The organism is Streptomyces sp. NPDC101110, assembly GCF_044759525.1.
Taxonomy (GTDB): domain Bacteria; phylum Actinomycetota; class Actinomycetes; order Streptomycetales; family Streptomycetaceae; genus Streptomyces.
The window spans coordinates 47812-62398 of the sequence record NZ_JBIVZM010000023.1 but is presented as its reverse complement, the minus strand read 5'-3'; the positions used below and the strand labels follow the sequence as shown (position 1 = coordinate 62398).

The following is a 14587-nucleotide window of genomic DNA, read 5'->3' as shown; positions in this document are numbered from 1 at the left end:
CCTTTCGGGGCGCTGACATGCCCGGCATCAAAGGATCACGTGTTGCTCGTGCCCCAGTCGTCCTCGCCGCCGTTGTGGGCGGCGCGGTCGCGGAGGTGGCGGACGCGGTCGGCCACCGCTTCGGGAACACGGTCACCGACCTTGTCGCTCACCACGTGGTACGCCTTGCCCGCGAACTCGCGGCCCTGGTGGGCCGCCGTCTCCGCGGTGTTGCGCACGGCGGGGTTCTGCGCGAACTGCCGGGCTGACTTCTTCAACTGCTCGTAGCGCTCGCGTCCGGCCCTCGTGCCCAGCACGTAACCCAGGACGACTCCGGCGACGAACGTGAGCCGGTAACGCATGGCGGCCACCCTTCCCTTGCGTAGGTCTCCGGTGCGGCGTCGGTGCCGGGGAGTACCGATTGGCGGAGCACCCCCCTGCTTGCGCTAATGTATGTGTCGCAGCGAACGCGCGCCCCCTGGCGGATACCCAGGTAGGTACGTTCGATGCAAACGAGACCTTCCTCGGTAGCTCAATTGGCAGAGCAGCCGGCTGTTAACCGGCAGGTTACTGGTTCGAGTCCAGTCCGGGGAGCTCGGTCCTCCGTAGCTCAATTGGCAGAGCAGCCGGCTGTTAACCGGCAGGTTACTGGTTCGAGTCCAGTCGGGGGAGCAGGTGGGAAACGGACCCCTCTCAGGGGTCCTTTTTCATGCCTCCGCCGCTGCTCCGGGAACCGCGCGGCACCCGGCGCAGTCCTCATGGTCAGGTAGGCCGTGCGAAGCCGCCCAGCCGAAGCAGGAGATCGTATGAGCGGCTATGCTGCGGCAGACGGCGCGCACACATGTACGCGACACGCCGCTATGGGGCGGTAGCTCAGCCGGTTAGAGCAGCGGACTCATAATCCGTCGGCCGTGGGTTCGAGTCCCACCCGCCCCACTGCGCAGGTCTCCGGCCTGCGGAAACGTCTCGGCCTTGGGTGTGCCGCATCTCAGCTGTCTCAGCGCAGCAGGAGCTGGACGATCGCCACGACGCCGACGGCGACGATGACGGCGCGCAGCGCCGCGGGCGGGAGCCGTCTGCCGACCTTGGCGCCGATCTGACCGCCGAGGGCGGAGCCGACTGCGATCAGCAGGACCGCCGTCCAGTCGAACTCGGCGACGAAGAGGAAGAAGCAGGCGGCGACGCCGTTGACGACGGCGCCGAGGACGTTCTTGACGGCGTTGACGCGTTGCAGGTCCTCGTCGAGGAACAGGCCCATCAAGGAGAGGTACAGCACTCCCTGGGCGGCGCCGAAGTAGCCGCCGTACACACTCGCCAGGAGCAGCCCGGCCAGAAGCACGGGCCCGCCGTGCGGGCGGGCGGCGGTGCCGTTGTCCTCGCGGTGGCGCCGTACGACGTCGGCGAGGCGGGGCTGGAGCAGGACGAGGACCAGCGCGAGGGCGATCAGCACCGGGACGAACGTGTCGAACGCCTCGGAGGGCAGCGCGAGCAGCAGGACGGCGCCGCCGAGTCCGCCGACGAGGGCGGTGAGACCGAGGACGAGAGCGCGGCGCCCCTGGCCCCGCAGTTCGGCGCGATAGCCGATGGCTCCGCTGATGGAGCCGGGTACGAGGCCGAGGGCGTTGGAGACGTTGGCGGTGACCGGCGGCAGCCCGATGGCCAGCAGCACCGGGAAGGTGATCAGGGTGCCGGAGCCCACGATGGTGTTGATCGTGCCGGCTGCTGTGCCGGCCGCGAAGACTGCCAGTGCTTCCCAGATGGACAACGCCATCTCCTCACAAGGCTCGGTGTGTCGCCTCCCCGCTGCGCCGAACGCGGTCGAGGGGCTCACACCGATCATGCACGAGCGGGCCGACGGCCCGGCCCCGCGCTCAGTATGTGGGCTCCGCCGGGCGGGGGCACGGTGTCCCGCCGGGGCCGCACAACCCGTTCAGTCGCCCGGGCCCGCCGCAGGGGCCCTCACACGGTGGGCCGCTGACGGTCCGTCGGCCCCGGCGGGCTCGCCCGCCGGGGCCGGAGTCGCGCCGTGGTGGCGCCGGCGGCGGGTGTAGGCGGTGACCGCCTGCCAGAGGTCGCGGCGGTCGGCGTCCGGCCAGAGACCGGGGGTGAAGTGCAGTTCGGCGTAGGCCGACTGCCAGGGCAGGAAGTTGGAGATCCGCTGTTCGCCGCCGGTGCGCCAGAGCAGGTCCACGTCGGGCATGTCCGGGTGGGGCAGGTGCCGGGCGAAGTCGTTCTCGTCGATCAGGCCGGGCTCCAGACGGCCGCCCCGGGCCCGGGCCGCCAGGGCGGCGGCGGTGCGGGTGAGCTCGTCCCGGCCGCCGTAGTCGATGCACATCGTCAGCGTCAGGCCGGTGCGGGCGCGGGTGGTGCGCTCCCGCAGGTGGAGCAGGTCGACGAGGTCGGGAGGCAGGCGGCCGGCGCGGCCGTGCCAGCGCAGCCGGACGTCGAGGTCGCGGAAGGGGTTCTCGGCGAGTTCGCCGCGCAGCAGGTCGAGGATCGCGTCGACCTCCTCCGGTTCGCGGCGCCAGTTCTCGGTGGAGAAGGTGTACAGCGTCAGATGGCGCAGGCCGATGTCCAGGGCGCCGTGGACCACCTCGCGCACGGCCGTGGCACCGGCGCGGTGGCCGGTGTGCCGGGGCAGGCCGCGCTGCTGGGCCCAGCGGCCGTTGCCGTCCATGATCACGGCGACGTGGGCGGGCAGCAGGCCGGGCGGGATCTCCGGGGGCCGCTCACCGCTCGGATGGGGCGGCGGCCGCCGGAAGGCGCCGGTGGGGGCCGGCCCTGCGGGTGCCGGCGGACTGTGGTCGGCGGGGCGTCGCGGCGGCGGCACCGTCAGCGGGGTCAGGCTCCAGGCCAGGGCCGCGCGGGCCCGGGCGGGGACGAGGATGCGGGCCCGGGTGCGCAGCGCGGGCCGGGGAGGGGAGCGCAGCAGGGCCGGGCCGGCCGCGTCGACGGCGTCGAGCTGGGCGTGCAGCAGGGCGGCCATCGTCTGAAGGACGGTGGCGGGGCCGGGGTGCATGCCGCGGGTGAGGGCCTCTTGGGACACCCACTGGCGGGCCAGACCGGTCAGGTGCGTGATCAGCGCGGCGACGGCGGGACTCCAGCGGCACCGCGCGAGGTCGGCGGCCGACCCCGGGTGCAGGTCGAGGGCCTCGGCGGGCAGAAGCAGGTCGCCCTGGGCGAGGTCGGCTGACAGATCGGTGAGGATGTCGGTCAGCCGGACGCCGTCGAGGAACTCCTCGTAGGCCTCCCGGGTGTCCAGTCGCAGTGCCACGGGGACGCCGGCCCGGTCGAAGACCGTGCGGACCTGGCCGAACCAGGGAAGGAGGTTGTCCCGGCCCCAGGTGCGCCACTGCGCCCAGTCGGCGAAGTCCCGGCCCCGGGTGTCGTCCTGGACCTGGGCCATGGCGTCCCGCAGCTCCGACAGGTCGAGGCGCCAGCGGTTCGCGGTGTCCACCAGGGCGTGCCGGACCGGGTCCGGGCTTGCTCCGGTGGGCAGTTCACGATGCAGGGCGGCGATCCAGGCCTCGACCCGGGCGGCCCGCTCGGCAGCCGGCGCCGTACGGTCGTCGCCGAGATCGTCGAGGGCGTTGGCGGCGGCCCACAGCGCGTGCAGGGCCGGCCGCAGCGCCGCGGGCACCAGCCGGATCAGCGTGTACTCCGCCGGGTCCTGCTCCTTCGTCCGGCGGCGGCACAGCCGGTAGGCCGCCCGCAGGGCCGGGTCGACGTCGCCGGTCACCTGACGTTCGGCCGGCTTCGGCGACGCGGCCGGCTCCGCAGATGCGGCCGGCTCCGGGAGTTCGGCCTGTTCCGGCGATGCGGAGGCCGCCGCTCGGTCCGACGGTGCTGTGGTCGCGGGGGGCACATCGCTCACACCGAGGACGATACGTCCTGGTTCAGTGCGGTGATCACAGGGGCGGGGCGCGCGTCAGCGGCGTACGTCACGGGCCCGGGCCCGGGTCCGGCCGCACGGCCTCGGTGATGCCGGCCCGGGCCGCCTCCAACTGGGCGGCGAAGGCGATGCCGAGGAACAGGGCCACACCCGTCAGGTTGGCCCACAGCAGCAGGGCGACGAACGCCGTCAAAGGCCCGTAGACGGCGCCGAACGAGCCGCTCTCGGCGACGTAGAGCGCCAGCAGCCAGGTGGCCGTGATCCACAGCACCAGGTGGACCGCGGAGCCGAACGCGAGCCATGTGTAGCCGGGTTGGTCCCGGCGGGGCGCCCAGCGAAAGATCACCGCGGAGGCGACCCACGCGAGCAGCACACCCAGCGGCACGTTCAGGGCGCCCCACCGGTCGAGCCAGGTGCGGGACCAGCCGAGGGTCTGCACCACCGCGCCGCCGACGGCGTCACCCGCCACGAGCACGAGGAACCCCAGGACCATCGGCATGCCCGCCGCGAGGGCGAGCAGCAGGGAACGGCCGTACTTGGCCACGAACGGCCGGTCGCGCTCGATGCCGTAGATGCGGTTGGCGCCGCGCTCGACCTGGGCCATCGCCGAGGCCAGGTTGAGCACGGCGAACGCCAGGCCCAGCCACATGGCGACGGCACCCCAGACACCGGACCCGGCGCTGCGCTCGGTGCCGTGCAGGGCATCCTCGATCAGGCGGGTGCTGGCGCCGGGCACGATCCGGCCGAGGGTGAGTTCGATGATCCGGCCCACGCTCTCCGTGTGCACGGTGGTGGCCACGCCGACCAGGGCGATGGTGAACGGCACCATGCCCAGGACCACCTGGAAGGCGAGGGAGCGGGAGTTGCTGAAGCCGTCGGCGTAGCGGAAGCGGGTGAACGCGTCGACCAGCAGCCGACGGCCTCCGTAGCGCCGCAGCGCGGTGAACGCCTCGTCCCCGGAGAGTTCCTCCCCGATCATGTCCCGCGTCTGCGGGACGTGCACTGCGGTGCCCATCGAGAAAGGTCTCCTTCGGCCTGCCCTGCGTACCGGACCAGCATGCCGGGTGGCCGGCCGCGCGGTGGGTCAGAAGGGCATGCGGCCGCGGGTACGGCGGCCGGCGGAGCCGCTGCGGCTCACCGCGCGGGAACTCGTGTGGAAGGGCTTGGCGAAGAGCCGGCCCAGGGGGCCGGGCGCCTTGCTTCCGGCCCGTGCGCCCGCGCCGAGCGAACGCTGGGTGCCGCGCTCGGGGTGGCGCGAGAGACGGGGGACGAGGAAGGCGAGCACGGCCAGCAGCACGCACCCGGCGATGACGACGGCGACGATCACGAGCAACTCCCTTGACTGGTGTGGGAGATACAGGTGCCCCGCGAGGCCGTCTCCATGTGGCCTCCGCCGATGTACGAGCCGTCCCTCCCGCGCACGCCTCGCGTACGCCCGCTCCCGCGCTCACCTCACTCCGTCGTACGACCGCTCCCGCGCACGCTTCGCTCCGCCATGTACTCGCTGCGCTGTCCGGGTCGCCTCGTCACGTGCCCTGCTCTGTTCCGGAGCCCTCCGGCGTGTCGCCCTCGTCCGGAACGTTCGCGTCGTCGTGGTCGCCCTCCGCCTGGGACGGGGTGGGACGCGGGGTGGTGTCCCGCTCGTCGTCGCGGTCGCCCTCGGCCTGGGAAGGGGTGTGGTCGCTCATGGTGTGCCTCCTCCGGCAGCGGTCGGCTGCCGGGTACCCCGGTGGGGCGGGACGCACCGGCCCCGCGCGTGTTCCCCCGCCCCGGCCCCCAGCCCCCAGGTATGTCCCCCGACTCCCGCCCCTTCAGCCGCACGGTGCCCGGCACCTCAGCCCCGGCGGCGCCTCGCCACGGCCCGGTGCAGTGCCGTGCGCAGCTCGGCCGGCGGCGGTGGGCCGTCCGCCTCCGCGCTCGCCGTCACCGCCGCAGCGACGTCCCGCAGCTTCGTGTTCGACAGCTGGGACGTCTCCCGCAGGATGTGCCACGCCTCGTCGGACGTGCAGCCGTGGGTGGCCATGAGAATGCCCCGAGCCTGGTCGATGACGGGGCGGGAGGCGATGGCATGACGCAGCTGCTCCACCTCCTCCTGGAGGACGTGCAGGCGCTCCGCACGCTCCAGGGCGACCGCCGAGACGGTGGGGGCGGCCGGTGGTGCGGCGGGGACCGGGCCGGTGGCCTCCAGGCCCCTCAGCGGGTCGGTCGTGTCCAGGCCCGCCAGCTCCAGGATCCGGCGCGGCTGGCCGTTCCAGTTCGTCGCCGTCACCGCCAGCGCACGCTGCCGGCCGTGGTCGGCCAGCACGTCCAGGAACTGCAGCCCCGCCGTGTCCATGAAGTGCACGCCCGCCATGTCGAGGTCGACCCGGGTGACGGTGGCCGGCAGGCCGGCCAGGGTTCTCGCCAGGATTTCCGCGCAACCGTGGACGAGCTCACCCCGCGGGGTGAGCTCGGCGCGGTCCGCGGCAACGCGGCCGGGGATGACCAGGGTGTCCAGCCCTCCTGTGAGATGTGGTGATGCCGCTGAGGTCATGTCACCGCCTTGTCTGTCCTCATCGGTCGTGTGCGTCTCGCCGGACTGCACGACGTCTCTCGCCCCCGTGGACGTCGGTGTGACGGTGCGCCTGCCCGCCGTACGGCTTACTACACCCGCTTTGGGGGAATGAGCTTCTGCCGTACGGGTACGAGCGCTGTGGTCCGGAAACCTGGGGAGAGGGCCTTGATGACTCGGCAGCAGCTCTCGGCGACCGGCCCCGTGCCGGGCCTGGCGGTGTTTCCGCTGGCCGGCCGGCAGGGCGTCCGGGCGGCCGGGGAGGTCGGCCTGACGACGCGCGCGATCTGGGAAGGTGTGCTGGAGGAAGCTGTCCGTGAAGGCGAGGACGTGTACTACCTGGAGCTGTCCGACGTGACGTTCGTCGACGTCGCGGGCGCCGGTGCCCTCGCGGCCGCCGCCGGGCAGCTCCCAGACGGCCGGCGGTTCGTGGTGCGCCGGCCGCCGCCCGCCCTGCGGCGCACGCTGGACCTGCTGTGGCCCGGCCAGAGCGGAATCGAGGTGTCGACGTCATGACCGCTGCCGTGACCGAGCCCTTCGGCCCTCTGGGCTCCTTCGCCCACCCGGCCCTCTTCTACCGGGACGAGGAGGAGTACCTCGGCGGCACCCTGCCTTTCGTGCACGACGGCCTGGAGGCCGGCGAACCGGTCGCCGTCGCGGTGCCCGGCAAGAACCTCGCCCTGATCAGGGACGCGCTGGGGGACGCCGCCGCGTCCGTGCGCCTGCTGGACATGCGCGAGGCCGGACGCAACCCCGGGCGGATCATCCCCGGTGTGCTGCTGGCCTTCGCCGACGCCCAGCCCGCCGGCCGCCGGGTGCGGATCGTCGGCGAGCCGGTCTGGGCCGGCCGCTCCGCCACCGAGTACCCGGCCTGCGCCCAGCACGAGGCGCTCATCAACGCCGCGTTCCGGGGGCGCGCCGCGACGATCATGTGCCCGTACGACGTCGCGCAGCTGCCCGAGCACGTCGTCGCCGACGCGTACGCCACCCACCCCGCCGTCATCCACCCCGGCTCCCGGACGGCGCAGGACAGCGCTGCGTACGCCCCCGAGGACGTGGTCGTGCGCTACAACGAGCCGCTGCCGCCGGTGCCGGAGGCGCTGACCTTCGCCTTCGAGTCCGACTCCCTCCCGCACGCCCGGCATGTGGCCGTCGGGGAGGGCGCCCGGCTGGGCCTGGTCGGTGTGAAGCTCGACGACCTGGCCCTCGCCACGGCCGAGCTCACCACCAACAGCGTGGTCCATGGCGGCGGTTCGGGCGTGCTGCGGGTGTGGTCCGAGGCCGGGTACGTGGTGTGCGAGGTCCGCGACGACGGGCTCCTCGGGGACGCCCTGGCCGGGCGCCGGCCGGTGCCGCGCGACCAGCGCGGCGGGCGGGGGATCCTGCTGGTCAACCTGATCGCTGACCTGGTGCGGGTGCACCGGGGCGACGACGGGACGACCGTGCGCTGCTGGTTCGCCCACTGACCCGGCGAGGGGCGCTCGGGCTCCCGGCGCCGCGGTCGGCGCTCAGGTGCCCAGCGGGTCCAGCGCCAGCGGTGCGATCCTGCCCTCCAGCATCGCGCCGAGCCCTTGCACCGCGCACACGTCCGGACGCTCGGCGATGTGCACCGGCATGCCCGTGGCCTGCCGCAGCATCTGGTCCAGCCCCGGCAGCAGCGCACTGCCGCCGACCATCATGATCCCCCGGTCGGCGAGGTCGGCCACCAGGTCGGGCGGGCAGCCCCGCAGCACCTTGCCGATGCCGTCGAGGACCGCGGTGAGCGGCGTCTGGATGGCGTCCCGCACGGCCGCGGTGTCGACCTGGACGGAGCGGGCCAGGCCCGTGGCGACGTCCCGGCCGTGGATCTCCGTGGAGGCCGGGCCCTGCGCGGTGAGGCCGTTGCCGGACAGGGCCAGCTGCAACGGCCGTACCGACTGGCTCGGCAGCATCAGCTCGTGCTCGTGGCGCAGGTGCTGCACGATCGCGTGGTCGACGGCCTCGCCGCCCACCGGGACCCGGTCGGCGGTCACGATCGAGCCGAGGGACAGCACGGCCACCTGCGTGGCCGCCGCCCCGCACACCATGATCATCGTGGCCTCGGGCTGATCCACGGGCAGCCCGCAGCCGACGGCCGCGGCGATGAGCGTGTCGACCAGTTCCACCCGGCGCGCCCCCAGCCCCACGAGCGTCTCGATCGCGGCGCGCTGGGCCAGCGGGTCGGCGTCGTGCGGGGTGCAGGCCGCGGCGCGCAGGATCGGCTTGCGGCGCAGCGCGCGGCGCATCTTGTCGCCGAGGAGATGGCGCAGCATGCGCTGCGCCATCTCGATGTCGACGACGGTGCCGCCGGAGACCGGCCGGACCACCCGGATGTAGTGCGGGGTGCGGCCCTTCATCTTCTCCGCGAGCTCGCCCACGGCGATCAGCGCACCGGTGCGGGTGTTCACGGCGGCGGCGGACGGCTGGTCGACGACGAGCCCGGCACCCTTCACGTAGACACGTGTGCGGGCCGCTCCCAGGTCGACGGCGAAGTGGCAGCGGCGCAACTGCTCCAGACTGGCGGTCATGGCAGGTCCTCCCGAGAGCACAGACCGTGGGGGGCCGCCAGGTGGCGGGCCTCGCAGACGTGGGTCCGCCGGGTGGCGGGCCTCCTTCGCATCGTGCGCGGGAGGGGACCGGGCCGCCTTTCGTAGGGGGCCGGGCGGGGCGCCGCCGAACGGGGGGTTCGGGCCGTGCTACAGCGAGCGGGCGGCCTCCAGAACCGGCGTCAGGGAGGTGACGGTCGTCTCGCAGCCCGCCTCTTCGAGCAGCCGGCCGGCGGTGGTGTTCCGGGCGAGGCCGACGAAGCCCAGGCCCGCCTGCTGTGCGGCGGTCAGTTCGGCCACCGTGGAGCCGATCAGGACGCCTGTCGCGGCGGCGCCGCCCGAGGAGTGCACAGCGCGCAGCAGGCAGTCGGGGTGCGGGGTGAGCAGGGAGAGGTCGGTGCCGCGGGCGTGGATGCCGGCGAGGGGCAGGCCGTACGGGGTGAGGTAGCGCTGGACGGCCGGGGCGCTGACGTCCGAGACGACGCTGACGCGGCGGCCGGAGTCGTGCAGGGCACGCACCAGCGGCACGGAGTTGTGCGTGGTCGGCGCGTCCGGGACCGCGCGCAGTTCGAGTGCGTCGAGGCGGTCGCGCAGGAGCGGGCCCAGCGGGTCCCGGGCGAAGGCCCGCAGCACGTCGAGCGGGTGGGCGAACGTCTCCCGCACCGCGGCCGGCGGGACGTCCCGGGGGTCGCGGTGCTCGGCGACCAGGGCGAGCAGGTCGAGCGCCGCCTCGCCCGCAGTCCGCGCCGAGAACAGCCGGGCCACAGGTCCGTCGAAGCCGAGCAGCACGCAGCCGGCCCCCGCGAGGAGGTCCGACAGCGGGCGCTGCGCCGGGACCGTGCTCCGCGGTCCGGGCAGGGCCGCGCCCTCCGGGGCCAGCTGCACCGAAACCGACACCGACAGACCCGGCACCGGCCAGCGGCGCAGGCCCGCGTTGACCGCCCGCTGGGCCGCGCCGGCCCGGCGCAGCGGATGCCGGCGGGTGATCCGGGCCGCCTCTTCCAGCAGGTGGGCGAGCAGCGGCTCGGAAACCCGGGTGACCTCGGCGCGGACGAAGGCGACCGGGTCCTCGACGTGCCAGGACAGCTCCACCGCGGCCGCGAAGGCGCCCTTGCCGGAGCTCGGCAGCGAGACCCGGTGGTGGGACTGGTGGGTGGTGAGGTCGACCTTGTAGTACGTCACGGACCGCGACGGCCGGTCGCCGTGCGGATGGGCCGGGTCGAAGAGGGTGAGGGGGCCGTCGGGCCGGGTGTGGACGACGGCCGTGCGGCCGGGTGCCGGTCTCCCCAGCCGGGGCAGGTCGTGCGTGATGAAGGGTCCCTCGACCAGGTCGCGGGCCCCGGGTTCGGGCGCCACGGCGGGGATGAGCGGGCAGTACCAGGCGACGGGCGGGGTGTCGGTGGCACCGTCCTGGTAGAGGGGCTGGAGACGCCGGGGGCCCCGGGCGGCGGAGCTGGCGGCGAACTGCTCGTACACGGCCGGGGAGACGATCACCTGGATGCCGGTGGTTACGGGCGGTGCCGCCGGCGGCGGGGTGGGCCGGTCCCAGAAGGTGACGGTCAGCGGCGGGGGGTCCACGAGCCCGGTGAGGACCTCGGGCAAGCCGCGCAGGACGGCGACCAGGACGGGCAGGACGAAGGTGCCGGGCTCGGTGTGGACGACGTAACCGTCGGGACGGACCCGCACGTCGAACCGGTGGGGGGCCAGGGCGCCGCGGGCGAGCATCTCGTGCACCGCGTACTCGAGGGTGATCCGGGCCTCGGGGCGGCCGGTGAGGTCGTCGGCCTCGAAGATGATGGTGGGGGCGGCCTCCCGGGCCTCGTCCGCTTCGGCGTGCAGAGCCCGGAGCCCCGACTTCAGGACCCGCAGACGGTCCCGGGCCGCGGCCGCCGCGGGGCCGGGCACGCCGTCCAGGGCCGGGCCGTACCAGAGGTCGAGCGCCTGTCCGGCTTCGGCGGGGCCGCACGCCGGGTCGTCGAGCAGTTCCTCGCAGTGGAACGCGTCGACACGCACGTCCGGCACGTGCAGGGCGTAGGCGTCCGGGAGACCGACCAGGGCTCCGGGGGGCAGGACCCGGCGCAGCTCGGGGACGAGGTCCTCGATGCGGGCCGCGGCCCGGCGCTCGTCCGGCGGCTCCTCCCACAGACCCCGGGCCAGCTCGGCGTGCGTCACGCGCCGCCCGTGCGAGAGGAGCAGCATGCACAGCAGCGCCTGGGCCTCCGGGGCGGGGGGCTCCACGGGCCGGGTGCCGTGGCTGATGCGCAGGGGGCCCAGCAGGGTGACGTCGAGCGGGGGCGGCCACGGGGCCGTCGCGGCCAGATCGGCGGCGTACCGGGCGGCCGCGGGCAGCCTGCGCCCGTCGATCAGGTCGAGCAGCTCGCGGTGCTCGTCGGGCACCGGCACACTCGTCGCCAACTGCTTGAGCAGCCAACGGAATTCGCTCAGGTCCCACTCGGGATCCTTGCCCCGCGACTCCTCGCCGAGCGCCACCCGGCTCAGCAGCACGCCCCCGTCGGGACGCAGCAGCAGACCGGTGGGCCCGCGCTCCCCGCGCACCAGGCCGCGGTCGTGCAGCGCCTCGAGGCCGGCCAGTCCCTGGGCCACCAGCCGGGCGAACGTCCTGAAGGAGAGCCCGGAGAGCACCTCCGCGAGGGTCAGCCCGTCCACGAACTCGGTGACCAGGTACGGGCTGCCGTCCGCCACACCGAAGTCAAGGACCCGTGTGACGTGCGGGTCCCGGACTTCGGCCAGGGCGCGGGCCTCGCTCAGGAACCGCTCCTGCGCCGCGGGCCGGACGCGGTAGGGGCGCACGACCACCCGCCGGCCGGTGTGGACGTCGACCGCCTCCCACACGGCAGGGTACGTCGCGCGCTTGCCGGCCAGCCGGTACCTGCCGGCGAACAACCGCTCCGGCGGCCCCTGCCCGCCCAGCCGCCGCACGGTCTCCTCGCTGACGGTGGCGAACGCCGGGCCCGAACCGCCCTGCCCGCCGTCGGCCTGTGCCCGGAACTCCCCGGCCGCGAGCCCCGCCCGCTCGTCGATCAGGCCACCGATCTCCGCGAGGAACTCCCGGGTCCGGCCACGGGCCGTGCGGGGCAGGGAGCGCAGCAGCAACTCCCGTACGCCGGGACGGAACGCGTAGGAGCCGGGCGGGCCGGGGACCGCGGTGAGCATGCCGCTGAGGATCACCTCGGCGAGGTGCTGGGGGCGCGGGTCGCGGTCCACGGCGCGCTGGACGAGGCGCATCACCGGGACGGAGGGCACCGCCAGAGCGAGGTGCCCGGCCAGCCGGAAGGCCTCCGGGGACGCGGTCGCGCGAAAACGCAGCACCAGGTCCTCGGGGAAGGAACCGGCGATGTCCGGGGTCGGTTCCACGGGCGGCGCGGGGGCTGGCGGCAGCCAAACCGCCGCGCCCGGGGTGCGGGCGCCGCCCGGGCCGGCGATCAGGGCCGCCCAGTGGGAGAGCCAGGGCGCGCCCGGCTCCAGCACCGGCAGGGGCAGGGCGCGTTGTGGGGGAGGAGCGGCGGGGTCGTACGGGGTGAAGGCCAGGGCCGCCGACGGTGCCGCCGCGGCCGGGGACGTCAGCAGGCCCGGCTCGGCGGGCAGCGCGGTCGAGGACCACAGGCGCTCGGGCAGAGGTTGCACGACGCCCAGGGGCATGCGGTGCGCCCAGTGGCGCAGGGTGCGGTACCAGCGTTCGCCGGCCTCGCCCGGGCGCCACTGCGGGCCCATGCAGTCGCTGACGACGAGAGTGACGGTCCGTCCGTCGTCCGGGTCGGGCACCCGGCGGGCCCGGCCGTCGGGTGTGGCCGGGTGCAGGGTGACCGTGCGGAAGATGCCCGACTGGGCGAGGGCCGAGTGCAGTTCGCCGACCAGGGGGCGCCAGACCGGCATGGTCGGGCCCGTGTCGTGCACGAGGTTCAGGCGCAGCCAGCGGTCGGGGGCCGGGCGCAGCACCGGGAACCACACGTCGGGGTGGGCGCCGAGCCGCGCGATCCGGTCGGCCGTCGCCCCCTCGTCCAGTACTCGCGCGTGCGGGGAGGGCACCGTGCGTTTCAGCGGGCGCAAGGCACGTTGCAGCGCGAGGGGGTGGGGCAGCATCGGGGGCGCGGGGGCGAGCACGGGGTTTCCGTCGCCGCTTCGGGGACGGTCCGGGGACCGCGGGGCGGGCAGGGTCAGCGGCACGCGCTCGGCCGCCGGCCCGGCCGGCTCCCGGCGCGGGGGGAGGGACGCGTCCTCGGGGGATGCGGGCGGGGCAGGCGCGTTCCGAGGCTCGGCCGCAGGCACCGGTGTCTCGGCCGGAGCCTTCTGTTCCGGCGGCGCGTCCAGCCGCCGCTCGGCGTCCAGCCGGCCGGCCAGCCATACCAGTTCGGCGATCTCCCGCGGTGTCGGCTCGGCCCCCGCCGCGACCAGGACGGCGTCGAGCCGGGCGATGGGGGAGGGGCCGGTGCGCCGTGGGGCCCGGGAGCCGGCCGGTGCCGGTGGGATCGAGGGCGGCACCGGCTCGGCGGTGTGCCGTGGCCGCGGGGGCGGTGGGGCGGGGTCAGAAGCCATCGCCGTCCGCCGTGGCGCTGAGGTAGGGCATCAGCTGTTCGGCCAGGTGGTCGCGGGAGTCGGCGTCCAGTCCGGCCACGCCGGTGAGATACAGGGCGTTCAGCAGCTGGTCGGTGGCCAGCTCGCCGCCGGAGGCCCGCTCCAGGAAGCGGGTGATCAGCCGGTCCGCGTCGCCGTCGGGGGTGTCGAGGTGGGCGCGGACGATGTCGGTCAGCTGGTCGCGGTCGGGGCGGCGCAGCTTCAGCCGGACACAGCGCCGCAGGAACGCCGGCGGGAACTCGCGTTCACCGTTGCTGGTCAGGACGACGAACGGGAACGCCCGGCAGCGGACCCGGCCGCGCCGGACGGTGACGGGCGAGTCCGTGCCGTCGGCGAGGACGTCTGCCGCCCCGCCGCCCGAGTGGCGTGCGGCGCGCACCAGTTCGGGGATCTCGTACTGGCCCTCCTCCAGGACGTTCAGCAGGTCGTTCGGCAGGTCCAGGTCGCTCTTGTCGATCTCGTCGACGAGCAGCGCGCGCGGCCGGCCGTAGGGGAGCAGGGCGGTGCCGAGCGGTCCCAGGCGCAGATGGTCCTCGACTCCGCCGGGCCGGTCGAGCCCCTCCCGGGCCGCGTACAGGCGGGACAGCGGGTCGTACTGGTAGAGGCCGTCGGCGAGGGTGCTGCGACTGGTGATGTTCCAGCGCAGCACCGGACCGAGCCGCAGCTCGCGGGCGACCGCGTAGGCCAGCGAGGACTTGCCGGTGCCGGGTGGGCCGGTGACCAGCAGCGGCCGGCGCAGCACGAGCGCGGCGTTGACGAGCCGGACGGTCTCCGGGGTGGCGACGTACGACTTCGCCCGGTGCACCCGGTCCGGCGAGACGGCCGAGACGTCGTCGCCGTCGTGCGGCGGCGGCAGCGCGGGTCCACCGTCGAAGGCCCGCCAGGGCGGCGGGGCCGGAAGGTCGTCGATGCCGTCGTGCGGCTCGTGGTCGCCGGTGTAGACGGACCAGTGCGGCATGGGGGGTGCTCTCCGCTCTCCGTTTCGTGCAGCTGTTCTCGGACGCGTCG

General features: G+C 74.7%; 12 protein-coding genes and 3 tRNA genes. 5 read left to right on the top strand and 10 right to left on the bottom strand.

Annotation, left to right across the window (positions count from 1 at the left end; all coding sequences use genetic code 11):
• Window positions 1–35: 35 nt before the first annotated feature.
• On the bottom strand, window positions 36–341 hold the full coding sequence (locus ACIQU3_RS36000; RefSeq protein WP_403743556.1) for a YtxH domain-containing protein: 306 nt from the start codon (window positions 339–341) through the stop codon (window positions 36–38).
• 159 nt (window positions 342–500) lie between these two features.
• Here ACIQU3_RS36000 and ACIQU3_RS35995 point away from each other — a divergent pair.
• The 3 genes from ACIQU3_RS35995 to ACIQU3_RS35985 all read left to right on the top strand — a co-directional run bounded on the left by ACIQU3_RS35995 (window position 501) and on the right by ACIQU3_RS35985 (window position 915).
• A tRNA-Asn gene (locus tag ACIQU3_RS35995) sits at window positions 501–573 on the top strand.
• Window positions 574–578: 5 nt separating this feature from the next.
• Window positions 579–651: transfer RNA gene (locus ACIQU3_RS35990), tRNA-Asn, on the top strand.
• Between the two features lie 190 nt (window positions 652–841).
• A tRNA-Ile gene (locus ACIQU3_RS35985) sits at window positions 842–915 on the top strand.
• 61 nt (window positions 916–976) lie between these two features.
• On the opposite strand, the gene ACIQU3_RS35980 is transcribed toward ACIQU3_RS35985, so the two are convergent.
• From ACIQU3_RS35980 to ACIQU3_RS35955, 6 genes are all read right to left on the bottom strand, one after another.
• The gene (locus tag ACIQU3_RS35980; protein WP_403743558.1) at window positions 977–1750 is read right to left on the bottom strand and encodes a sulfite exporter TauE/SafE family protein; all 774 of its coding nucleotides are present in this window, start codon (window positions 1748–1750) and stop codon (window positions 977–979) included.
• Between the two features lie 159 nt (window positions 1751–1909).
• Window positions 1910–3853, bottom strand: coding sequence for a polyprenyl diphosphate synthase (gene uppS / locus ACIQU3_RS35975; protein ID WP_403929871.1), 1944 nt, complete (start codon window positions 3851–3853; stop codon window positions 1910–1912).
• A gap of 67 nt (window positions 3854–3920) precedes the next feature.
• A complete protein-coding gene (locus ACIQU3_RS35970) occupies window positions 3921–4886 on the bottom strand; it encodes a YihY/virulence factor BrkB family protein (RefSeq protein ID WP_403743562.1) in 966 nt (321 codons plus the stop codon).
• 69 nt (window positions 4887–4955) lie between these two features.
• Window positions 4956–5198 carry a DUF6411 family protein gene (locus ACIQU3_RS35965; protein ID WP_403743564.1) on the bottom strand — a complete coding sequence of 81 codons (243 nt, stop codon included), beginning with the start codon at window positions 5196–5198 and terminating at the stop codon, window positions 4956–4958.
• 199 nt (window positions 5199–5397) lie between these two features.
• Window positions 5398–5559, bottom strand: a complete 162-nt coding sequence (locus ACIQU3_RS35960; RefSeq protein ID WP_403743567.1) for a hypothetical protein — start codon at window positions 5557–5559, stop codon at window positions 5398–5400.
• 146 nt (window positions 5560–5705) lie between these two features.
• Window positions 5706–6404 carry an ANTAR domain-containing protein gene (locus tag ACIQU3_RS35955; RefSeq protein ID WP_403743570.1) on the bottom strand — a complete coding sequence of 233 codons (699 nt, stop codon included), beginning with the start codon at window positions 6402–6404 and terminating at the stop codon, window positions 5706–5708.
• A gap of 189 nt (window positions 6405–6593) precedes the next feature.
• Here ACIQU3_RS35955 and ACIQU3_RS35950 point away from each other — a divergent pair, with 189 nt between their 5' ends.
• Both ACIQU3_RS35950 and ACIQU3_RS35945 read left to right on the top strand, forming a co-directional pair.
• Window positions 6594–6938 carry an STAS domain-containing protein gene (locus ACIQU3_RS35950; protein ID WP_403929868.1) on the top strand — a complete coding sequence of 115 codons (345 nt, stop codon included), beginning with the start codon at window positions 6594–6596 and terminating at the stop codon, window positions 6936–6938.
• A complete protein-coding gene (locus ACIQU3_RS35945; protein WP_403743574.1) occupies window positions 6935–7888 on the top strand; it encodes an anti-sigma factor RsbA family regulatory protein in 954 nt (317 codons plus the stop codon). Before ACIQU3_RS35950 ends, ACIQU3_RS35945 begins: the two co-directional genes overlap by 4 nt.
• Before the next feature lie 42 nt (window positions 7889–7930).
• Here ACIQU3_RS35945 and ACIQU3_RS35940 read toward each other — a convergent pair whose 3' ends face one another.
• The 3 genes from ACIQU3_RS35940 to ACIQU3_RS35930 all read right to left on the bottom strand — a co-directional run bounded on the left by ACIQU3_RS35940 (window position 7931) and on the right by ACIQU3_RS35930 (window position 14537).
• On the bottom strand, window positions 7931–8968 hold the full coding sequence (locus ACIQU3_RS35940; protein WP_403743577.1) for a rod shape-determining protein: 1038 nt from the start codon (window positions 8966–8968) through the stop codon (window positions 7931–7933).
• A 168-nt stretch (window positions 8969–9136) separates the two neighbouring features.
• Entirely contained in the window at window positions 9137–13540 is a 4404-nt protein-coding gene (locus ACIQU3_RS35935; protein ID WP_403929865.1) for an SAV_2336 N-terminal domain-related protein, read from the bottom strand.
• Window positions 13530–14537, bottom strand: coding sequence for an AAA family ATPase (locus tag ACIQU3_RS35930; protein WP_403743582.1), 1008 nt, complete (start codon window positions 14535–14537; stop codon window positions 13530–13532). The genes ACIQU3_RS35935 and ACIQU3_RS35930 overlap by 11 nt, the downstream gene beginning before the upstream one ends.
• Window positions 14538–14587 lie beyond the last annotated feature (50 nt).